Annotated in this window: 14 protein-coding genes; 7 read left to right on the forward strand and 7 right to left on the reverse strand. The window is 54.1% G+C overall.

Annotated elements, in window-relative coordinates:
* Window positions 1–74: 74 nt before the first annotated feature.
* Window positions 75–1607 carry an alkaline phosphatase family protein gene (locus I9187_RS08450; protein ID WP_171238068.1) on the reverse strand — a complete coding sequence of 511 codons (1533 nt, stop codon included), beginning with the start codon at window positions 1605–1607 and terminating at the stop codon, window positions 75–77.
* A gap of 221 nt (window positions 1608–1828) precedes the next feature.
* Between I9187_RS08450 and I9187_RS08455 the strand changes: the two genes are divergently transcribed.
* The 4 genes from I9187_RS08455 to I9187_RS08470 are packed head-to-tail and all read left to right on the forward strand — an operon-like array spanning window position 1829 to window position 5745.
* On the forward strand, window positions 1829–2953 hold the full coding sequence (locus tag I9187_RS08455; protein ID WP_171238067.1) for an MlaE family lipid ABC transporter permease subunit: 1125 nt from the start codon (window positions 1829–1831) through the stop codon (window positions 2951–2953).
* A 1-nt stretch (window position 2954) separates the two neighbouring features.
* Window positions 2955–3770, forward strand: a complete 816-nt coding sequence (locus I9187_RS08460) for an ATP-binding cassette domain-containing protein (protein WP_171721305.1) — start codon at window positions 2955–2957, stop codon at window positions 3768–3770.
* A gap of 5 nt (window positions 3771–3775) precedes the next feature.
* Window positions 3776–5092 (forward strand): MlaD family protein, encoded by a 1317-nt coding sequence (locus tag I9187_RS08465; protein ID WP_171238065.1) that lies wholly within the window; start codon window positions 3776–3778, stop codon window positions 5090–5092.
* Window positions 5089–5745: an ABC-type transport auxiliary lipoprotein family protein gene (locus tag I9187_RS08470; protein WP_171238064.1), complete on the forward strand. Its 657-nt coding sequence runs from the start codon at window positions 5089–5091 to the stop codon at window positions 5743–5745. The genes I9187_RS08465 and I9187_RS08470 overlap by 4 nt, the downstream gene beginning before the upstream one ends.
* A gap of 92 nt (window positions 5746–5837) precedes the next feature.
* Here the strand turns inward: I9187_RS08470 and I9187_RS08475 are convergent, their stop codons facing one another.
* From I9187_RS08475 to I9187_RS08500, 6 genes are read right to left on the reverse strand one after another with little or no spacing between them, the layout of a single operon-like run.
* Entirely contained in the window at window positions 5838–7361 is a 1524-nt protein-coding gene (locus I9187_RS08475) for a DHA2 family efflux MFS transporter permease subunit (protein ID WP_171721304.1), read from the reverse strand.
* Window positions 7358–8341 carry an HlyD family secretion protein gene (locus tag I9187_RS08480; RefSeq protein WP_171238062.1) on the reverse strand — a complete coding sequence of 328 codons (984 nt, stop codon included), beginning with the start codon at window positions 8339–8341 and terminating at the stop codon, window positions 7358–7360. Before I9187_RS08480 ends, I9187_RS08475 begins: the two co-directional genes overlap by 4 nt.
* 28 nt (window positions 8342–8369) lie before the next feature.
* Window positions 8370–8696, reverse strand: a complete 327-nt coding sequence (locus I9187_RS08485) for a cytochrome C oxidase subunit IV family protein (RefSeq protein WP_245223157.1) — start codon at window positions 8694–8696, stop codon at window positions 8370–8372.
* Window positions 8689–9321, reverse strand: coding sequence for a cytochrome c oxidase subunit 3 (locus tag I9187_RS08490; protein ID WP_171238061.1), 633 nt, complete (start codon window positions 9319–9321; stop codon window positions 8689–8691). Before I9187_RS08490 ends, I9187_RS08485 begins: the two co-directional genes overlap by 8 nt.
* Window positions 9318–11408, reverse strand: coding sequence for a cbb3-type cytochrome c oxidase subunit I (locus tag I9187_RS08495; protein WP_171238060.1), 2091 nt, complete (start codon window positions 11406–11408; stop codon window positions 9318–9320). The genes I9187_RS08490 and I9187_RS08495 overlap by 4 nt, the downstream gene beginning before the upstream one ends.
* On the reverse strand, window positions 11405–12364 hold the full coding sequence (locus tag I9187_RS08500; RefSeq protein WP_171238059.1) for a cytochrome ubiquinol oxidase subunit II: 960 nt from the start codon (window positions 12362–12364) through the stop codon (window positions 11405–11407). Before I9187_RS08500 ends, I9187_RS08495 begins: the two co-directional genes overlap by 4 nt.
* Window positions 12365–12571: 207 nt before the next feature.
* On the opposite strand from I9187_RS08500, the gene I9187_RS08505 reads away from it, so the two are divergent.
* From I9187_RS08505 to I9187_RS08515, 3 genes are all read left to right on the forward strand, one after another.
* Window positions 12572–13774 carry a lytic murein transglycosylase gene (locus tag I9187_RS08505; RefSeq protein WP_245223158.1) on the forward strand — a complete coding sequence of 401 codons (1203 nt, stop codon included), beginning with the start codon at window positions 12572–12574 and terminating at the stop codon, window positions 13772–13774.
* 683 nt (window positions 13775–14457) lie between these two features.
* Entirely contained in the window at window positions 14458–15351 is an 894-nt protein-coding gene (gene galU / locus I9187_RS08510; RefSeq protein WP_171238057.1) for a UTP--glucose-1-phosphate uridylyltransferase GalU, read from the forward strand.
* Window positions 15352–15419: 68 nt separating this feature from the next.
* Window positions 15420–16859: a mannose-1-phosphate guanylyltransferase/mannose-6-phosphate isomerase gene (locus I9187_RS08515; RefSeq protein ID WP_171238056.1), complete on the forward strand. Its 1440-nt coding sequence runs from the start codon at window positions 15420–15422 to the stop codon at window positions 16857–16859.
* The last annotated feature ends 70 nt before the right edge of the window (window positions 16860–16929 follow it).

Consider the following 16929-nt stretch of genomic DNA (forward strand, 5'->3'; position numbering starts at 1 on the left):
CACAAGGACGATATCGTAAGATATGAATTTGTCTACAATTTTTCAGGGAAAGTTCTAAGCCACACACAGGGCGATCAGTATCGAGAACGGGATTTTGCACCTTCAGATGTAATCGAATGCAGCGAAAGTGTATGGTCCATGTTCTTCATCCGGTGCCGCAGCATCTGACGGCTTAATCGGGCCAAGTCCGGCGCCAGTTCAGGCTTGTCCGCCACATTCTCAAATTCGCCTTTGCTCTGATGGTCAAACAGGATCGGCGGCAGGTCCGCGGCAAACTCGATCAGAGTAAATCGGTCGTCTCGCAGAATTCCCAGGCACGAGTCGCTGTTGCCCGTTTCAAGTTGCTGTTGCCACAGAGTCGAGTTTTCAGGTTCCGAGAAATCCAGCTCGCTGAACGAATAGCTGCGCCAGTCCTCTGGAACTTCACCGCGCAACAGCGGCATCAAGGATCGACCATCCATCGTGTTCGGAGCCGGTTGCCCAATCCAGTCCAGGATCGTTGGCGCGACATCGACCGATTCAGTTGGAACACTCACTCGTGCACCCGCCTGATCATTGTTCCCGGGCAAACGGATCATCAAAGGGGTATGATAGGCTGCGTCATAGACGGTCATCTTACCCCAGCTGTGGCGATCCCCCAGCATTTCGCCATGATCAGCTGTGATCACAAGAATCGTGTCGTCATATTGCCCGCTGTCCTTGAGGTATTTCACCACACGACCGATGTGGTGATCTACTTCTGTTGCCAGACCAAGGTAGACAGCGCGCAGAGTGCGAATGTTCTCGTCCGTCGGCTCGACTTCATCAAAGCCGTGCACAAAGTCTTTGGCTGTATAGGAATCCTGCGTGGGCCCAAAGAACGGGTGCAGGTTCTTCTCAGCTTCCGTGCTGTGCAACCGTTGTGGCAGAGGGATTTCTGCCGGATTGTACATGTCGTTGTACGGCGCGGGTGCGACCAGAGGCGGATGCGGGCGGATATAGGTCAAATGAGCAAACCAACCCTCGCCACAATGAGGCGCGATGCCTTCAAGAAAAGCATCCGTCAGAAACGCAGTGTCACTGTCTTCGGCCCGATAGAGCGCCGGGTCATTCAATTTGGGGGACTGACCGTCTTTCGAGGTGGGTTTGTAAACATCCCAGTGCTGATCGAACTTATATCCCTTTTTCATCAGATGTGCTTGCCAGGGATATGACTCTTCAAGGCGCATTTCGACCACCTCAAGAAACCCGGTCATGGACTGCTCATATGATTTGAGAACCGGATCATTGGCGTCATGGACACGCGGATCGGCAGATGTATCTGTATAGCCGAACAGCAACGGCATGTATCCCGCTTTGCGCATTTCCGTGGCGATATTGGGGGTATCGTGACGCAGTGGCGTTCCATTTCGCACCGAACGGTGGTTCATCGCATATTGCCCGGTCAAAAGCGAAGCCCGCGAAGGCCCGCAGGGGTTGGTGACCGAGTAATGCCGCGTAAAGGTCACAGCCTCTTGCATGAATGCCCGCAAATTCGGAAGATCCACATAATCTGCCAAAGCGCCGCTCAGGCAATCAGCCCGAAGTTGATCAATGATGATGAACAAGACGTTTTTGGCCTGAGACATCTGAACACTCCGCTTCAACCTCGACTCCCACGCGGACTGTGTCTCGCATTCTGGGCTCAAGCAACTGATTAAATAAGTAGCCAACACTTTCTTGTATACCCGAGCCCGAAAACCTGGCCGCACCAAACAAGGCGTGACGCGAGGGCCATCCTGCACCGCAAAAACCCGATCTTTCAGAACAAAGACTTGAAGGCTCAGAGCGTTTTACTTCACATGGCTTTATGACGAAGGCAATGATCTCATCCGAGCGCGACACCGAAGGCACTCATGTCCGTATTTCGGGTGAATTGCTCACGCAATCTTTGGCATCAGTGGAGCATGATTTTGCAGCTATACAACCCTCGGCTGACAAGGTCGTTTTTGATTTGTCCCAGATCGAGGCCCTCGACACCGGAGGTGCATGGTTGATCGCGGACCTTGGTAAGCGTTTCACCTCGAACGGTGGGGCAGTGGAAATTCTGGGGGCAAAGCCTGCACATGCGACGCTTATTGATACCGTAACCCGCTCGATCCCGGGCAAACCCGGCAAGCTCGAAGATCCCCGCAGTTTCATGGATTGGGTGGCAGATGTGGGTCGCGGCACCTTCGGGGCTTGGAAGGACACGCTTTCAATCCTTGAATTTTTGGGACTTACGCTACACCGGCTGTTCCGCACCATGGTCATGCCATGGCGGCTGCGCAAGGCGGCCCTCGTCACGCATATGGAGGAAACCGGTGTCAAAGCCCTTCCCATCGTGGCTCTGATGGGGTTTCTGATCGGTGTTGTTTTGGCTTTTCAAGGCGCGACGCAGCTCAAGCAGTTTGGCGCAGAGATATTTGTAGTGGAGTTGATCTCAATCTCGGTCTTACGAGAGCTTGGGATTTTGTTGACAGCGATCATTGTTGCGGGTCGCTCAGGCTCGGCGTTCACAGCCTCGATCGGTTCGATGAAAGTGCAGGAAGAGATTGATGCCATGCGAACCTTGGGGCTGGACCCGATTGAAGTGCTGGTAATTCCCCGTGTCCTCGCCCTTTTGATCATGTTGCCCATTCTGGGGTTTATCGCGGACATAGCGGGTTTATTCGGTGGCGCCTTGATGAGCTGGATTGATCTGGGCGTAAGCCCCGGCATGTTTCTGACGCGATTGAAGGAGAATACGGATGTCTGGCAACTAGCCGTTGGTCTGATCAAAGCGCCCTTTTTTGCGTTGGTTATTGGAGTAATCTCCTGTTGGCAGGCCATGCAGGTCAGAGGATCTGCACAAAGCGTGGGTCAGCGGACAACCGCATCGGTTGTGCAATCCATCTTCATGGTCATAGTAATTGACGCCCTGTTTTCGATTTTCTTCTCAGAGGTCGGAATCTGACATGAACAGCAGAATACAAGAGGCAACGAGTTCAACGGCGTCACAACGTGACGCTGTGATCCGTGTGCGCGGCCTCAGAAACCAGTTCGGATCGCAGGTGGTGCATGATAATCTGGACCTCGATGTCTGGCGCGGCGAAGTTCTGGGAATTGTCGGCGGGTCCGGCACTGGTAAATCGGTATTGCTCAGAACAATTGTAGGGCTGAACACGCCGGCGGCGGGCAGCATCGAAGTTCTGGGTGTTGATGTCTTGAACGGCCCCGAGGAAGATCGGCGCAGCATCGAACGCCATTGGGGTGTGGCCTTCCAGGACGGCGCTCTGTTTTCGTCATTGACCGTCCTGCAAAACGTAATGGCCCCGCTGCGCGAGCACACGGGTCTGAGCGAAAAGCTGATGGAGTCGCTGGGCTCGCTGAAGATCAGCCTGGTTGGGTTGCCTCAGCTGAGCTGCGGCAAGTTTCCGTCCGAGCTTTCCGGCGGTATGCGCAAGCGCGCGGCGCTGGCCCGGGCATTGGCCTTGGACCCCGAAATCGTGTTTCTGGATGAACCAACCGCCGGATTGGACCCTATTGGGGCGGCGGCTTATGATGAGTTGATTGGCGAATTGCAGCAGGCTCTTGGGTTGACAGTGTTCATGGTCACCCATGATCTGGATAGCCTTTATGCCATCTGCGACCGGATTGCTGTGCTTGCAGAACAGCGCGTACTGGTCGAAGGTCCGATCGAAGACATGGCCAAGGTCGATCATCCTTGGGTGCAGGAATACTTCACAGGCCCCCGCGCCCGCGCAGCACAACAAAAGGGCCAGGACAGGTAGAGGCAATGGAAACCCGAGCGAATTATATCCTGATCGGCGCGTTTACCCTTGCAGGGCTTCTGGGCGCGTTTGGTTTTTTCCTTTGGCTTGCGAAATTTGAGGTCACACGCCAATACGCTTATTACGACGTCTTGTTCGACAATGTCTCAGGGCTTTCCGCTGCGGGAGGTGTGAGCTTCAACGGCCTTCCTGTTGGCCAGGTTATTTCGTTGAATTTGGATGAAGACGACCCCTCGAAAGTCAGAGTTCGCATCGAAGTGGATGCAGATATTCCAATCACCGAGGAAACGATTGCCCAGTTGCAGTCCCTAGGTGTGACCGGGGTTGGCTATGTCGAGTTGACCGGTGGGTCGGCGAGCGCACAACGACTGGCACAAAACAGCGTGATCAAAAGCAAACGCAGCACAATCCAGTCACTGTTTGAAGGCGCACCGAAAGTGTTGGATGAGGCCGTCACACTTTTGGAAAGCCTCAACAAGGTCGTTGACGACAAGAACAGGGAAGCCGTGAGCGGTATACTAGACAATCTTGCGTCGGCTACAGGACGGTTGGACAACACTTTGACAAGCTTTGAGTCTGTCGCCAGCGATATTGGTAATGCCGCCAAGGACATTGGCGAATTCTCTAAGCGTCTGGATCCATTGATCGAAACAGCTCAGACAACGCTTGAGACAGGAACGGATACGCTGGACTCGGTCAAAACCGCATCAGAATCCGCCAAGGCCGCGTTGGACGAAGCAAAAACAACGATCCAAACGGCGGACCAGATCCTGCAAGAGGACATTCGACCTTTCATTGAACGCGGCGCGCAACTGGCTGAACGTTTGACGTTGTTGTCGGACGAAGGCAGCGTCACCTTGGAAATTGTCAACGAAACCGTTCTGAACGCCAACACGACATTGGGGTCGATTACGTCGGCGATGGACACGGCGAAGGGGGCGCTGTCTTCGGCAGAGACGGCGTTCAACTCAGCCAATCGGGTGATGGAAGAAGAAGTCGCGCCTGTGGCTGCTGACATCCGCAAAGCGGCTAATCAAGTGACCGAGACGGTCTCGAACGTGACCGAAAAGATCGATCAAATCTCGGACGACGTTCTAAGCGCATCGAATTCTGCGTCTGAACTGATGGGCACTATCGACGGCATCGTTCAGAACAATCGTCGCCAAGTTTCGGATTTCCTGCGCGTCGGCCTTCCGCAATTTATCCGCTTCATCGAAGAATCCCAACGACTTGTTATCAGTCTCGACCGACTGGTGGATAAGATTGAACGGGATCCCGCACGATTCCTGTTGGGCACTCAAGCATCGGAGTTCCGCCAATGATCAAGCCTGTTTTCGCATTGCTGGCATTTGCCCTGATCGGCGGCTGCGCTGGCCTGGGTACGTTGCAACAGGCGGCCAAGCCCAACGACCTTTATTTATTGACGCCCAAAAGCACCTTTTCGTCCGCACTGCCCCGAATTCAAAAGCAGATCGTTGTCGAGGAACCAACAGCAACTGCGGCAGTGAACACGGATCAGATCGCTATTCAGCCGACGCCCTTGCAGGTGCAGTACCTTCCGCGCGCGCGTTGGGTAGATCGTGCTCCTTTGATCGTTCAAACGCTGTTGGTGGAAAGCTACGAGAATTCGGGAAAAGTTGCGGCGGTTGGTCGATCTACCGTTGGCCTGCGCGCAGACTATGTGATTGCACCTGACCTGCGCGAATTTCAGGGCATTGTGGTCCAAGAAACAGAGACCAGTAAATCGGTCCGCATTGAAGTGCGTATGAATATTAAGGTCATTGACGAGTACGAAGACAAGATTATTGCATCCAGCTCGTTCCAGGAAAATGTCGTGGCCGCCAGTGAACAAACACCTGATCTGATCGAAGCCTTTGACAAGGCCTTGGGCCGCGCGATGCGAGATGCGGTCGAATGGAGCATTCGCAGGATCAACACACATGTGGTGAATAACCCGAGGTCAATCCCTAACTGATCTGTGACTGTCACTTCACTTGAAATCGTGGGGAAACCTTGTTCCCGATCTGGTACAGTCGGGGAAAAGGTATTTATTGAAGCTTCCGTGGATCAATGCACGTGGACAGCCGTCTGGGTTCCCGGCTTTGGCGCACGACAGAAAAACAATAGCGGAATTGTCGCCAGGGCCAGCAGGCCAAGATTGTTGAAAACGGTCAGGTAAGAGATCAGTTCTGCCTGCTTCGCGATTTCCTGACCCAGGATCGCAGCGCCCTGTGGACTGTCAGGTGTCAAGCCAAGCGGGTTCAGGTAAGCTTGCGCCGCAGGGTTATAGGGCGTCACATTCTGGCTTAGGACAGCTGTGTTGGTCTGAAGTCCACGTACGATCCATGTGCCGACCAGAGAGATGCCAACCGATGAGCCCAACTGGCGAGTGACGTTGAACAGGCCAGAGGCTTCGTCTTGCCGGTTTTGGCTGATGCTTTCGAACGCGAGAATAGACATAGGCACAAAGACCAAACCCATCCCTAACCCACTGATGGCTCCGGGCCACGCCAGCTCCCAAAACCCGGCATTGAGGTTGATGGCACCCATCATGAAGTTCCCAATCGCAGTCAGCAACAATCCGGCGCCCGCCAATAAGCGTGGATCGAAACGATGAACCAGTACGGCGCCGGTCAGAACCATCGACAATCCTGCTGTCAAACCGCGCGGAATAAAAAGGTGGCCTGAAGCGATAACGGGGAAATCCAGAAGGTTTTGTACGAGCGTTGGCAGGACTGCAATACCACCAAACAATGAGACCGCAAATCCGGCGATGATCAGATTGCACAGGGCAAAATTGCGGTCCGCAAACAAACGCAGATCCACGACCGCGTTACGCGCGGTCAATGCGTGAACAATAAATCCGATCGCGCCCAGTACCGACGCGACCACAGCCACTTGAATGACACGAGACGACATCCAATCCATGGTTTCGCCCTGATCCAGGACAAATTGCAGACACCCGATGCCAAGTGCCAACAAGGCCAGACCCTTCCAGTCGATCTGTACATCCTCGGTCTTGTCTTCGGGCAATTCCCCGGCCAGCAACAGAAGGGCAAGGGCGGCCACAGGCAAGTTGACGAAAAACACCATCCGCCACGAGAAATACTCGGTCAGGATCGCACCAACCGTCGGCCCAAGAACGGGTGCCACTACGACCCCCAAGCCGAAAACCGCCATCGCCTTCCCACGCTCTTCTCTGGGGAAGGCGTCGAACAGGATCGATTGCGATAATGGGATCAGGAAAGCTCCAAACATGCCTTGGGCCAGCCGAAAGGCAACAATGACTTCGAGGCTCCAGGACAGGCCACACATCATCGACATAACTGCAAAGCCAGTCACTGCTGTCAGGATCAACCGTCGCCGCCCAACACGGCGGGCCACAAAGCCGGTCAGTGGCATTATGACCACCGCCGATACGATATAGCTGGTCAGAATCCATGTCGCTTGGTCGGTTGTCGCCCCAAACGCGGCCTGAATATGCGGCAAGGCAACGTTGACAATCGTGCTGTCCAGCACTTCCAATATGGCGCTGAGAACAACAGCAACCACGATCACCCGGTTTACAGGGCCGGACGCCGCCGAAGTCATTTTCCGTCCGCCGGGCCCGTTGTGTCCACGACAACTTTGCTGCTGCCGCCGACCCGCAAGGGGGCATCGGTTGGGTCAAGTGCGATCCGAACCGGAAAACGCCGTGTGACCTTGACCCAGTTTCCACTGGCATTCTCGGACGGCAGCAACGAGAATGTGTCCCCTGAACCGCGTCCGATTGAGGCCACCTTGCCGGTAAGCTTCACCCCCGGCAGCATGTCGACCTGAACTGTTACAGGCTGCCCGGGCCGGATACGAGGCAACGACGTTTCCTTGAAATTGGCGTCTACCCACCAATCCGAGGACTCAACAATCGAGAATTGAGGCGCGTTGGCAGAGACCGAAGATCCGGGGCGCAACGTCAGATTGGCGATCCAGCCATCTGCGACCGCATAGACCTTGGTCCAAGCCAGGTTTGTTTCGGCGATCTCAAGCTGCGCCTGAGATGACAAGATGTCGTCCTGTTTTGCTTCCAACCCGCTTTGCAGCGCCAACAAGCTGGATTGGCTGGTCGTCAGCCGTGCCGAGGCCTGCGCGAATTCTGATGTCGTCTGGTCCAATGAGGCCTGCGCGACATCACCTGCAGCAAACAGGGCTTTCGCGCGCTCTAGGCTCTTATTTGCAGTGTCATAAGCAGATTGGGCGCTTTGAACGGACGCTTCAGCGGCCGTAATTTGTGTCGAGTACGACTTGGCCTGTTGAATGGCACTGTCCAGATCAGCTTTGGCCGCGTCGACGGAGGCTTTGAACTGAGTGTCGTCAATAGTGAACAGGAGATCGCCATTCTTAACCGATTGGTTATCGGAAATCTGGACTTCCGCCACTTGCCCGGTCACCTGGGCTGCCACATAAATGATGTTGGCGCCGATATAAGCATCCTGGGTGGATGGGTACCGTTCCTCGTGCCGCCAAAACAACAGCAAACCCACACCGATTACTGCCAACATAACAGCAATGGCTATGGTTTTGAGAGGTCTCATGCCGTTTACCTTTGTTGTGCGCTGCCTATTACATCACATGCATATGCATTCGGATCGCCAGGTTGCCCAACACCCAAACCGTACCCAGAATCATAATCAACAAAACCATCGTGGAAAACAGCACAAGGTGCAGGTCTTCCCGGCTGCTGCGACGACGGTCGATATGCAGGAAATAAACTAGCTGCAAAACAAGCTGTGCCAGACCAAGCAATCCAATTGTCAGATACACGCCAGTGGTTTCGATCCCGAATAGATGCGCCACGCCAAACATGGCCAGTGTAAGCAACAGCGACCCGCCATATCCGATCACATAACGTCGCCGCTCACGACGGTGCATTTCAGAGCGCTTATCCATAGGTCAGACCTCCGAAATAAACGATGGTGATTATTCCGATCCAGATCAGGTCAAGGAAGTGCCAGAACAACGCCAGACGCACCACGCGTAAGATAATCAGGTCTGTCATTCCTTTCGCGCGCAATTGAATGCCCAGAACGATCAGCCACAGACATCCCGCCGCAACGTGCAAACCATGCAGCGGGACCAGACCGAAGAATGCCGATAGGAAGCCGCTGCGTTGTGGAACACCGCCTTTTTCCGCCATGGCCATGAAGTCACGCAGTTCAAGAACCAGAAAGCTGAGTCCCAACAAAAGCGTAACCCCAAACCAAAGAATGATGCGCCCGCGCGGCAAGTTGTACTTTAAGGCCAGCATGGCAAGACCGACAGTCAGGCTGCTGGTCAACAGGATCAGGGTTTGAGCAAAGACACTTTTCAGATCGAACAGTTCGTGCGGACCGGGTCCACCCACCTGCGCATCAATCATTGTGATGTAGATTGCAAACATCAGGCCGAAATAGACCAGATCGCTCATCAGGAAGACCCAGAAACCAAAGGTGACAACTTCTGTCGCCTTGTCGGCACTCGCGTGGCGTTCCCCAAGGTTGATGCCCGGATAACTATGCGTTGGTGTGCGTTTCATGTGACTGCCTCCAGATCTGGGCGGGCGAGGCCGCGGTTTTCTGGGGAGGTTTCGTAGTCACGATCCACAGCCTTTTCACTGTGAACTAGGGACAACCAGGCTTCATGATCTCTGCGCACTTCTTCAGCAGCGATGGTGAATTCGGTACTGTCGTCAAAGGTCCAGATGATCACGGCCAGGATCATCAGCACAGTCATCAGGGCCGCCAACCACCAGATCCACCACACCAAAGCAAACATCCAGACTCCGCTGAAAACACAGAGGATAAAGCCGATACCGGTATTGCGCGGCAATTCGATATCTTCATATGCGTCCGGCGTTGGATACGCGATGCCTCGTTCTTTGGCGGCAGCGAAGTCATCACGATCCTTTACCTGTGGGATGATTGCAAAATTGTACGGCGGCGGTGGCGATGGAATCGACCACTCCAATGTACGGCCATCCCATGGATCCCCCACCGGGACACGGGTCTTTTCGCTATCCCGGACACTGACCCACAATTGGATGAGAACCGAAAACAAGGCGCACGTAATCACCAGCGCCCCAACGATGGCGACGATCATGAAAGGGTGGAAGGACGGATCGTCATAGCTGAATGAGCGGCGCGGCATTCCCATCAGCCCGACGAAATAGAGCGGCATGAAGGTCAACAAAAACCCTATGGTCCAAAGAGCGACTGTAACGCGGCCCCAGAACTCGTTCAGGCGGAAACCGAACGCCTTGGGGAACCAATAGTTATAAGCTGCCAACAGACCAAACAGCACACCCGGCAACAGCACGTTGTGGAAATGCGCCACCAGAAACAGCGTGTTGTGCACCTGATAGTCGACCGTTGGATTGGCCAGGATCACTCCGCTAAGGCCACCAATCACAAACAGCATCAGAAATGCCAGCCCATACAGCATCGGAACCGAAAACCGGATCCGCCCTCGCCACAAGGTTGCCATCCAGTCATAGACTTTCACACCGGTCGGAATAGCGATCAGCATGGTTGCAATACCAAAAACGGCGTTGATCAATGCGCTCTGACCCATGGTGAAAAAGTGATGCAGCCAGACCGTGAAGGACAGCACCGCAATCGACATTGTCGCAATAACAAGCGAGTTGTAGCCATATAGCCGCTTGGCCGAGAAAGTCGCGAACACTTCGGAATAGATACCATAGGCAGGCAGAACCAGCAGATAGACCTCGGGGTGACCGAACAGCCAGAACAGGTTGGCGTAGTTCATCATGTTGCCGCCGAGGTCGTTGGTGAAAAAGTGGAAATCCAGATAACGGTCTGCGGCCAGCATCAACGCGGCAACCCCCAAGGGCGGCATCGCAAAAACGATCAGGATCGAACTGCAGATAATCGTCCAGCAATACATCGGCAACCGCATGAAGGTCATTCCCGGCGCCCGCATTTTGTAGATCGTTACGGCAAAGTTGATGCCTGTGAGCGTGGTCCCAATACCCGATACAACGATGGCCCATATCCAATAATCCGGTCCCACTCCCGGATTAAACGCGGCGCCCGTATATGGCGGGTAAGCTGTCCAGCCGCCTGTTGAGAACCTCCCCACCACCAGTGAGACCATCAACATCATGCCAGCGGACACAGTCAAACCCAAACTGATCTGGTTCAATCGGGGAAACGCGACATCGCGCGCCCCGATCATCAGCGGCACAACATAATTGGCAATACCAAAGACGAAGGGCACGGCAACAAAGAAAATCATGATCGTGCCGTGGGTGCTGAAAAGCTCGGCAAAGTGCTCGGCCTCAAGAAATCCATCACCCGGCCCTGCGGCTTGCTGAGCGCGCATGACAACGCCCTCCAACACGCCGCGCGCAAGCATTACGATGGCAAAGACGACATACATGATGCCTATCTTCTTGTGATCGACGCTAGTCAGCCAATCGCGCCACAGCGGTGTCCACAGCCGAAACCAGCTGAGCAGGCCCACCACGGCAATAACGCCAACGATCACGACTCCCGCAGCCGCATTTGCCACGATCTCATTGGCGCTGGGGTCTTGAAGCAACCCGGCAATCGGAAGCGCATCCCAACTGAGGCGGCCCAAAAAGCCAGTTTCGGTTGACGTCATTTTTGCGCCTCCTGCCCGAAGGATGCCGTGCCCGGTTGTTGATCGGCAGGCAAGCCCTCGCCGGTGTGATACCGGTGCAGAATGCTTTGGAACACATCCTCTTCTAGCGTGAAATACAGTGCATCATCAGGCATCTGTGCTGTCCCCAAAGCTGCTTGAACCTCATCCCTGTCAGTTCGCATCGCAAGCGTCTGATAGGTGGCCGCATTCAGCGGGATGCCGCCGGTGCGCACTTTGTCGACCCACGTATCAAAGGCATCTTGCTCCATCGCAACAGTGCGGAACTTCTGTTTTGTGAACCCACGTCCGTTATACTGCGTGTTTTCGCCCTGCATGACCTCTGGAGTATCTGCGACCAGATGCAATTGCGTTGTCATGCCCGGCATCGCGTAAATCTGACCGGCCAGAGAGGGGATCATGAAAGACTGCATCACAGTATCGGTGGTTAATGTCATGGCCACCTGTCGTTTGGTTGGGATTCCAAACTCGCCGACGCTGGCAATGCCCAGATCGGGATAGAGAAACAACCACTTCCAATCCAGACCAACCACCTGAACCTGCACGGCCGGTTCCTCACCAAAACTTGCTGAATACGGGTCGAGCCGGTGCGTCGCCTTCCAAAGATAGAAAGACAGGAGCGCTACGATCAAAACAGGCACGCCCCACATGATAATTTCCAGTTTGGCTGAAAAATCCCAGTCCGGCCTATAGGCAGCGGTTCCACCCCTTCGACGCCGGTATCGAAATGCGATCCAGGGGACCAGAACGAGGACGGGTATGACCGCCACCATGATCAGGGCGGTCGCCCGTAACAGATGAGTTTTCTGAATGGCTGCAATCGGGCCTTGCGGATCCAAAAAACTGTCGCTGGCAACAGCCATTTGCGCAGTTACAGCCAAAATGAACACGGCAGCCACCACGAGCGAGGATAGGGTGGACAATCTGCCTGCGGCCATAACACACAACCCTCTCGTGATCCAAATTCCACCCAACTATCAGCAAATGCGAAAGTTTTCTCAAGACCTTTCCATACTGCAGATTGCCAGGTAAGACTTTCATTCAACCTTGGGCATCAATGGAAAACCGCATCAGTCGAGCCCCGGCCAAAACAGGGACGCAACTTGGTTTTGATACACAAAATACTTGCAATCATAGGTCTTATTTTGACTTCGCAAGCTGCGCTGGCTCAGGATCGCGCTGAAGTTGAACGTCAATTCCAAACCTGGTTGCAAGAGGTGGTCTGGCCAAAAGCGCGTTCCAAAGGGGTTTCACGGGATACGATGCAACAGGCGTTTTCTGGCGTGACCCTGAACTGGAAACTGCCAGATCTGGTCCCGCCCGGACGAAAGGCCAAGACACCAAAAAATCAGAAACAGGCCGAATTCGGCTCGCCTGGGCGGTACTTCAACTCAGGATCCGTTCAGGGTGCCACCTCGGTTGGGCGCAAGATGGCAAAACAGCATTCCGCAATACTTGCCTCGGTCGAGCGCGAAACCGGTGTGCCCGGCCGCATAATCCTGGCAATCTGGGGCAGAGAGAGCGGGTACGGACAGGTGCCCATCCGCCACGACGCGTTTCGCGTTCTATCGACCAAAGCATTCATGAGCACGCGTGCCGAGTATTTTACAAACGAGTTGATTGCGGCCCTTCAAATAGCCGAGGCTGGTTATTTACCTGCCCAAGACATGAAAAGTAGCTGGGCGGGTGCATTGGGTCAGCCACAATTCATGCCATCCAATTATTTGACCTATGCAAGAGACGGCGACGGGGACGGCCGGGCTGACATCTGGGGATCGCCCGCTGACACAATTGCGTCCATCGGCCATTATTTAGACCAACATGGATGGCTAAGCAGTCGAGACTGGGGTTTCGAAGTTTCCGTTCCCGCGAATGTGTCCTGCGCTTTGGAAGGGCCCGATCAGGGCCGACCCATTCACGAATGGGAAAAAATGGGGATACGCCGGATTTCAGGCAGGCCCTTTCCGGACCATGAGCGTGACGGCCTCGGCTATCTGATGATGCCAGCTGGACGCCATGGACCGGCCTTTCTGGTTACACCAAATTTCTATGTGCTCAAAGAATACAACAAAAGCGATCTTTACGCTCTGTTCGTTGGCCATGTTGGAGACCGCATTCAATTCGGTGTCGACGATTTTGTGGGGCAATGGGGTCCGGTCGGTGGGCTGTACCGTTCTGACATCGCCGCAATGCAGCGGACCCTCGAGAAAATGGGCCATGACGTTGGCGGTGCCGATGGTTTGCCGGGGTTCAAAACACGCCGCTCGATTGGCCGGTGGCAAATGACTTCAGGCTTTGCGCCAACTTGCTTTCCGGAACCTGCGATGAAGGCACAACTGACCCCCTGAGGGTGTTCTCAAATCTTGAGTTGTCGCTTGGGCCAACACCAAACCTGCCACGCCGGTCAGCCTGCGAAACCCCAGCGCGCACAGGTTTCATACCCGGGTCACGTCCATTGGAGGTCTTTTGAGTGAATTGTTGCTGATTTCAGAACAGAAGTGTGGGAACAGGCGTCCGCTCCTTATAAAAACACTTTTCCTCAAGAACAGTCTCAAAACCCTACCCTTGATTTGTCTTGACCCCTTTTCATCATCCCCGGATGCGTCGGAAAGATGTGGCTCACACAATTTTTATCACCGCATGAACAAACCGGAAAACGTGCACAAAAAAGCATATATTTTTAAATAAGATACACCCCAGTGAGCCTAGCTTTTTCGGATGGCTGAAGCGATACCCAACTGTTGCCAGATAGCCCAAACTCGGGCTTGGACCGGCTGAACTTCAACCGTAACCACTTCACAGCATGCGAATCCGGATCACTGTTATAATTCTTTAAAAGGCGTCAACTATCATGCGGGTACACAGCCAAGATTGCAGAGCGTGCTTTTGACAGCAGCCGGACAAGGTGGCACGATTTGACCAATTGCCACCCAGGCCATCGGGTATAATTGATTGATCGGGTTACGCAGCCTATGAGAACATGTCGGATTAAATCCGTTTTTCCGGCTGAATATTGAAATTGAGAGGCACCATGACACGCAAGGTCACCAAAGCGATTTTTCCAGTTGCAGGTATGGGAACGCGGTTTTTGCCTGCAACCAAGTCGGTCCCAAAAGAGATCATGACTTTGGTGGATCGCCCATTGGTGCAGTACGCAATCGATGAAGCACGTGCGGCAGGCATTAAGGAGTTTATTTTTGTCACCTCGCGCGGCAAATCTGCGCTCGAAGACTATTTCGACCACAACCTGGTGTTGGAGCAGGAACTTAGGGCCAAGAAAAAAGACAAGTTGCTTGAAATCCTGGACAAGACGAACATGGAAAGCGGCGCGATTGCCTATATACGTCAGCACAAGGCCTTGGGTCTTGGGCACGCCGTTTGGTGCGCCCGCCGCCTGATTGGGGATGAACCCTTTGCCGTCATGCTGCCTGACGATGTAATCGCTGCAGACAAGCCGTGCCTTCAACAAATGATTGAAGCCTACGAGGAAACCGGTGGCAACATGGTCGCGGCTATGGAAGTTTCGCCGGAAAAAACCAGCTCTTACGGGGTTTTGGATGTTGGCGACAGCATCGGTCCTGTCATCCCGGCCAGAGGTATGGTCGAAAAACCCGAGCTGAACGAAGCCCCCTCTAACCTGGCAGTTATAGGCCGCTACGTTCTGCGCCCATCTGTGCTGAACAACCTGAATGCGATGAAGACCGGAAGTGGCGGCGAAATCCAGTTGACTGACGCCATAGCCGAGGACATTGCAGATGGGGTCCCTGTATTTGGTTACAAATTTGACGGACAGCGCTTTGATTGCGGTTCAAAATCGGGCTTTTTGCAAGCCACGGTAGCCTTTGCGCTTGCCCGTGCCGATTTGCGCGATGACCTGAGTCAATATCTGAATGATATTGTCGCCACCGGAAAAGCAGCCCAATAGTTAAGAGCTATTTCATTGCGTAAAACTAAAGAAATACCTTCTGTGATTACCAGTTCAAAGGCATACGCATGACGAATACAGTTCATCCTGTCATTCTTTGCGGAGGATCAGGGACACGTTTATGGCCTCTGTCGCGCAAGAGTTATCCCAAGCAGTTTGTTCCGTTGGTGGGAGAAACCACACTTCTACAAGATTGCGCAGAACGCATGCTTGGGCCATCAGAAGCGCCATATGCAAAGCCGCTGGTTCTGACGAATGAAGCCTTCCGCTTTATCGTCCCGGAACAACTGGCCGAAGTTGGCATTGACCCCGGACCAATTCTGATTGAACCAGAAGGGCGCAACACAGCCCCTGCTATTCTGGCTGCTGCCCTCTATCTTTCGTCGCGCAATCCGGACGCGATCATGCTTGTGGCTCCGTCCGATCATGTGATTCCAGACAAGACCGCGTTCCACAAGGCGGTCGCCGAAGGCGCGCGCGCCGTCAGCGAACGTGGTGATCTGGTGACGTTTGGCATTACGCCCACACGTCCGGAAACGGGGTACGGGTACCTCAAACTCAGTCACGCACCGGATTCGAGTGAACGCGCGGTTCCGCTGGATTGTTTTGTCGAAAAACCAGACGCTGACACCGCACGGTCGATATTGGAAGACGGCAGCTATTTGTGGAATTCGGGTATTTTTCTGTTTGCGGTGCGCGACATCGTGGCTGCATTCGAACAAAATGCAGGAAGTTTGATCGCACCTGTGCAAAAAGCCGTTGTCGAGGCAAAAACCGACTTGGGCTTCCTGAGATTAGACCCTGCCGCTTGGGCCGAAAGCGCAGACATCTCAATCGACTACGCGGTCATGGAAAAAGCGGAAAATCTGAGTGTGGTCCCATTCTCCGCCGGATGGTCTGATGTCGGAAGCTGGACCGCTGTACAAGAACTGTCGGATGTGAATAAAGATGGCGTGGTGACAAACGGTGACGTCACCGCGATCGAATGCCGAAACGTTCTGATACGATCAGAATCGCCCACACAGGAAGTGGTGGCGATGGGGCTTGAGAACGTGATAGCGGTTGCGATGCCCGATGCGGTTCTTGTTGCCAGTATGGACAAGGCACAGGATGTAAAACAAGCCGTAACCGTGTTGAAGGAAAAAGGGGCGAAACAGGCAGAGACGCTGCCGGTAGATCACCGCCCGTGGGGATGGTTCGAAAGCCTGGTGGTCGGTGACAGGTTTCAGGTCAAGCGGATCCATGTCCATCCGGGTGCCGCATTGAGCCTTCAGTCCCATCACCATCGATCCGAGCATTGGATTGTGGTCAAAGGCACCGCCAAAGTCACTATCGACGACAAAGAGCAACTGGTGAGTGAAAACCAATCCGTCTACATCCCATTGGGCGCCACACATCGGATGGAAAACCCAGGCAAAGTTCCTATGGTCCTGATCGAAGTGCAGACGGGCGCTTATTTGGGAGAAGACGACATCATTCGCTACGAAGACATTTATTCCCGCGAGTAATTGGCGAAAGCTCCTGATCTAATCTGGCTGGGCTCTCCTGGCTTGACGATCAAAAGTAAACAACAGGTTT

Source organism: Ruegeria sp. HKCCE4148, assembly GCF_017872495.1.
Lineage (GTDB): Bacteria > Pseudomonadota > Alphaproteobacteria > Rhodobacterales > Rhodobacteraceae > Ruegeria.

Bases quoted from the DNA above. Each gene is read 5' to 3' on its own strand.
- I9187_RS08450 (WP_171238068.1), bottom strand. From the start codon at position 1,607: ATGTCTCAGGCCAAAAACGTCTTGTTCATCATCATTGATCAACTTCGG.
- I9187_RS08455 (WP_171238067.1), top strand. From the start codon at position 1,829: ATGACGAAGGCAATGATCTCATCCGAGCGCGACACCGAAGGCACTCAT.
- I9187_RS08460 (WP_171721305.1), top strand. From the start codon at position 2,955: ATGAACAGCAGAATACAAGAGGCAACGAGTTCAACGGCGTCACAACGT.
- I9187_RS08465 (WP_171238065.1), top strand. From the start codon at position 3,776: ATGGAAACCCGAGCGAATTATATCCTGATCGGCGCGTTTACCCTTGCA.
- I9187_RS08470 (WP_171238064.1), top strand. From the start codon at position 5,089: ATGATCAAGCCTGTTTTCGCATTGCTGGCATTTGCCCTGATCGGCGGC.
- I9187_RS08475 (WP_171721304.1), bottom strand. From the start codon at position 7,361: ATGACTTCGGCGGCGTCCGGCCCTGTAAACCGGGTGATCGTGGTTGCT.
- I9187_RS08480 (WP_171238062.1), bottom strand. From the start codon at position 8,341: ATGAGACCTCTCAAAACCATAGCCATTGCTGTTATGTTGGCAGTAATC.
- I9187_RS08485 (WP_245223157.1), bottom strand. From the start codon at position 8,696: ATGGATAAGCGCTCTGAAATGCACCGTCGTGAGCGGCGACGTTATGTG.
- I9187_RS08490 (WP_171238061.1), bottom strand. From the start codon at position 9,321: ATGAAACGCACACCAACGCATAGTTATCCGGGCATCAACCTTGGGGAA.
- I9187_RS08495 (WP_171238060.1), bottom strand. From the start codon at position 11,408: ATGACGTCAACCGAAACTGGCTTTTTGGGCCGCCTCAGTTGGGATGCG.
- I9187_RS08500 (WP_171238059.1), bottom strand. From the start codon at position 12,364: ATGGCCGCAGGCAGATTGTCCACCCTATCCTCGCTCGTGGTGGCTGCC.
- galU (WP_171238057.1), top strand. From the start codon at position 14,458: ATGACACGCAAGGTCACCAAAGCGATTTTTCCAGTTGCAGGTATGGGA.
- I9187_RS08515 (WP_171238056.1), top strand. From the start codon at position 15,420: ATGACGAATACAGTTCATCCTGTCATTCTTTGCGGAGGATCAGGGACA.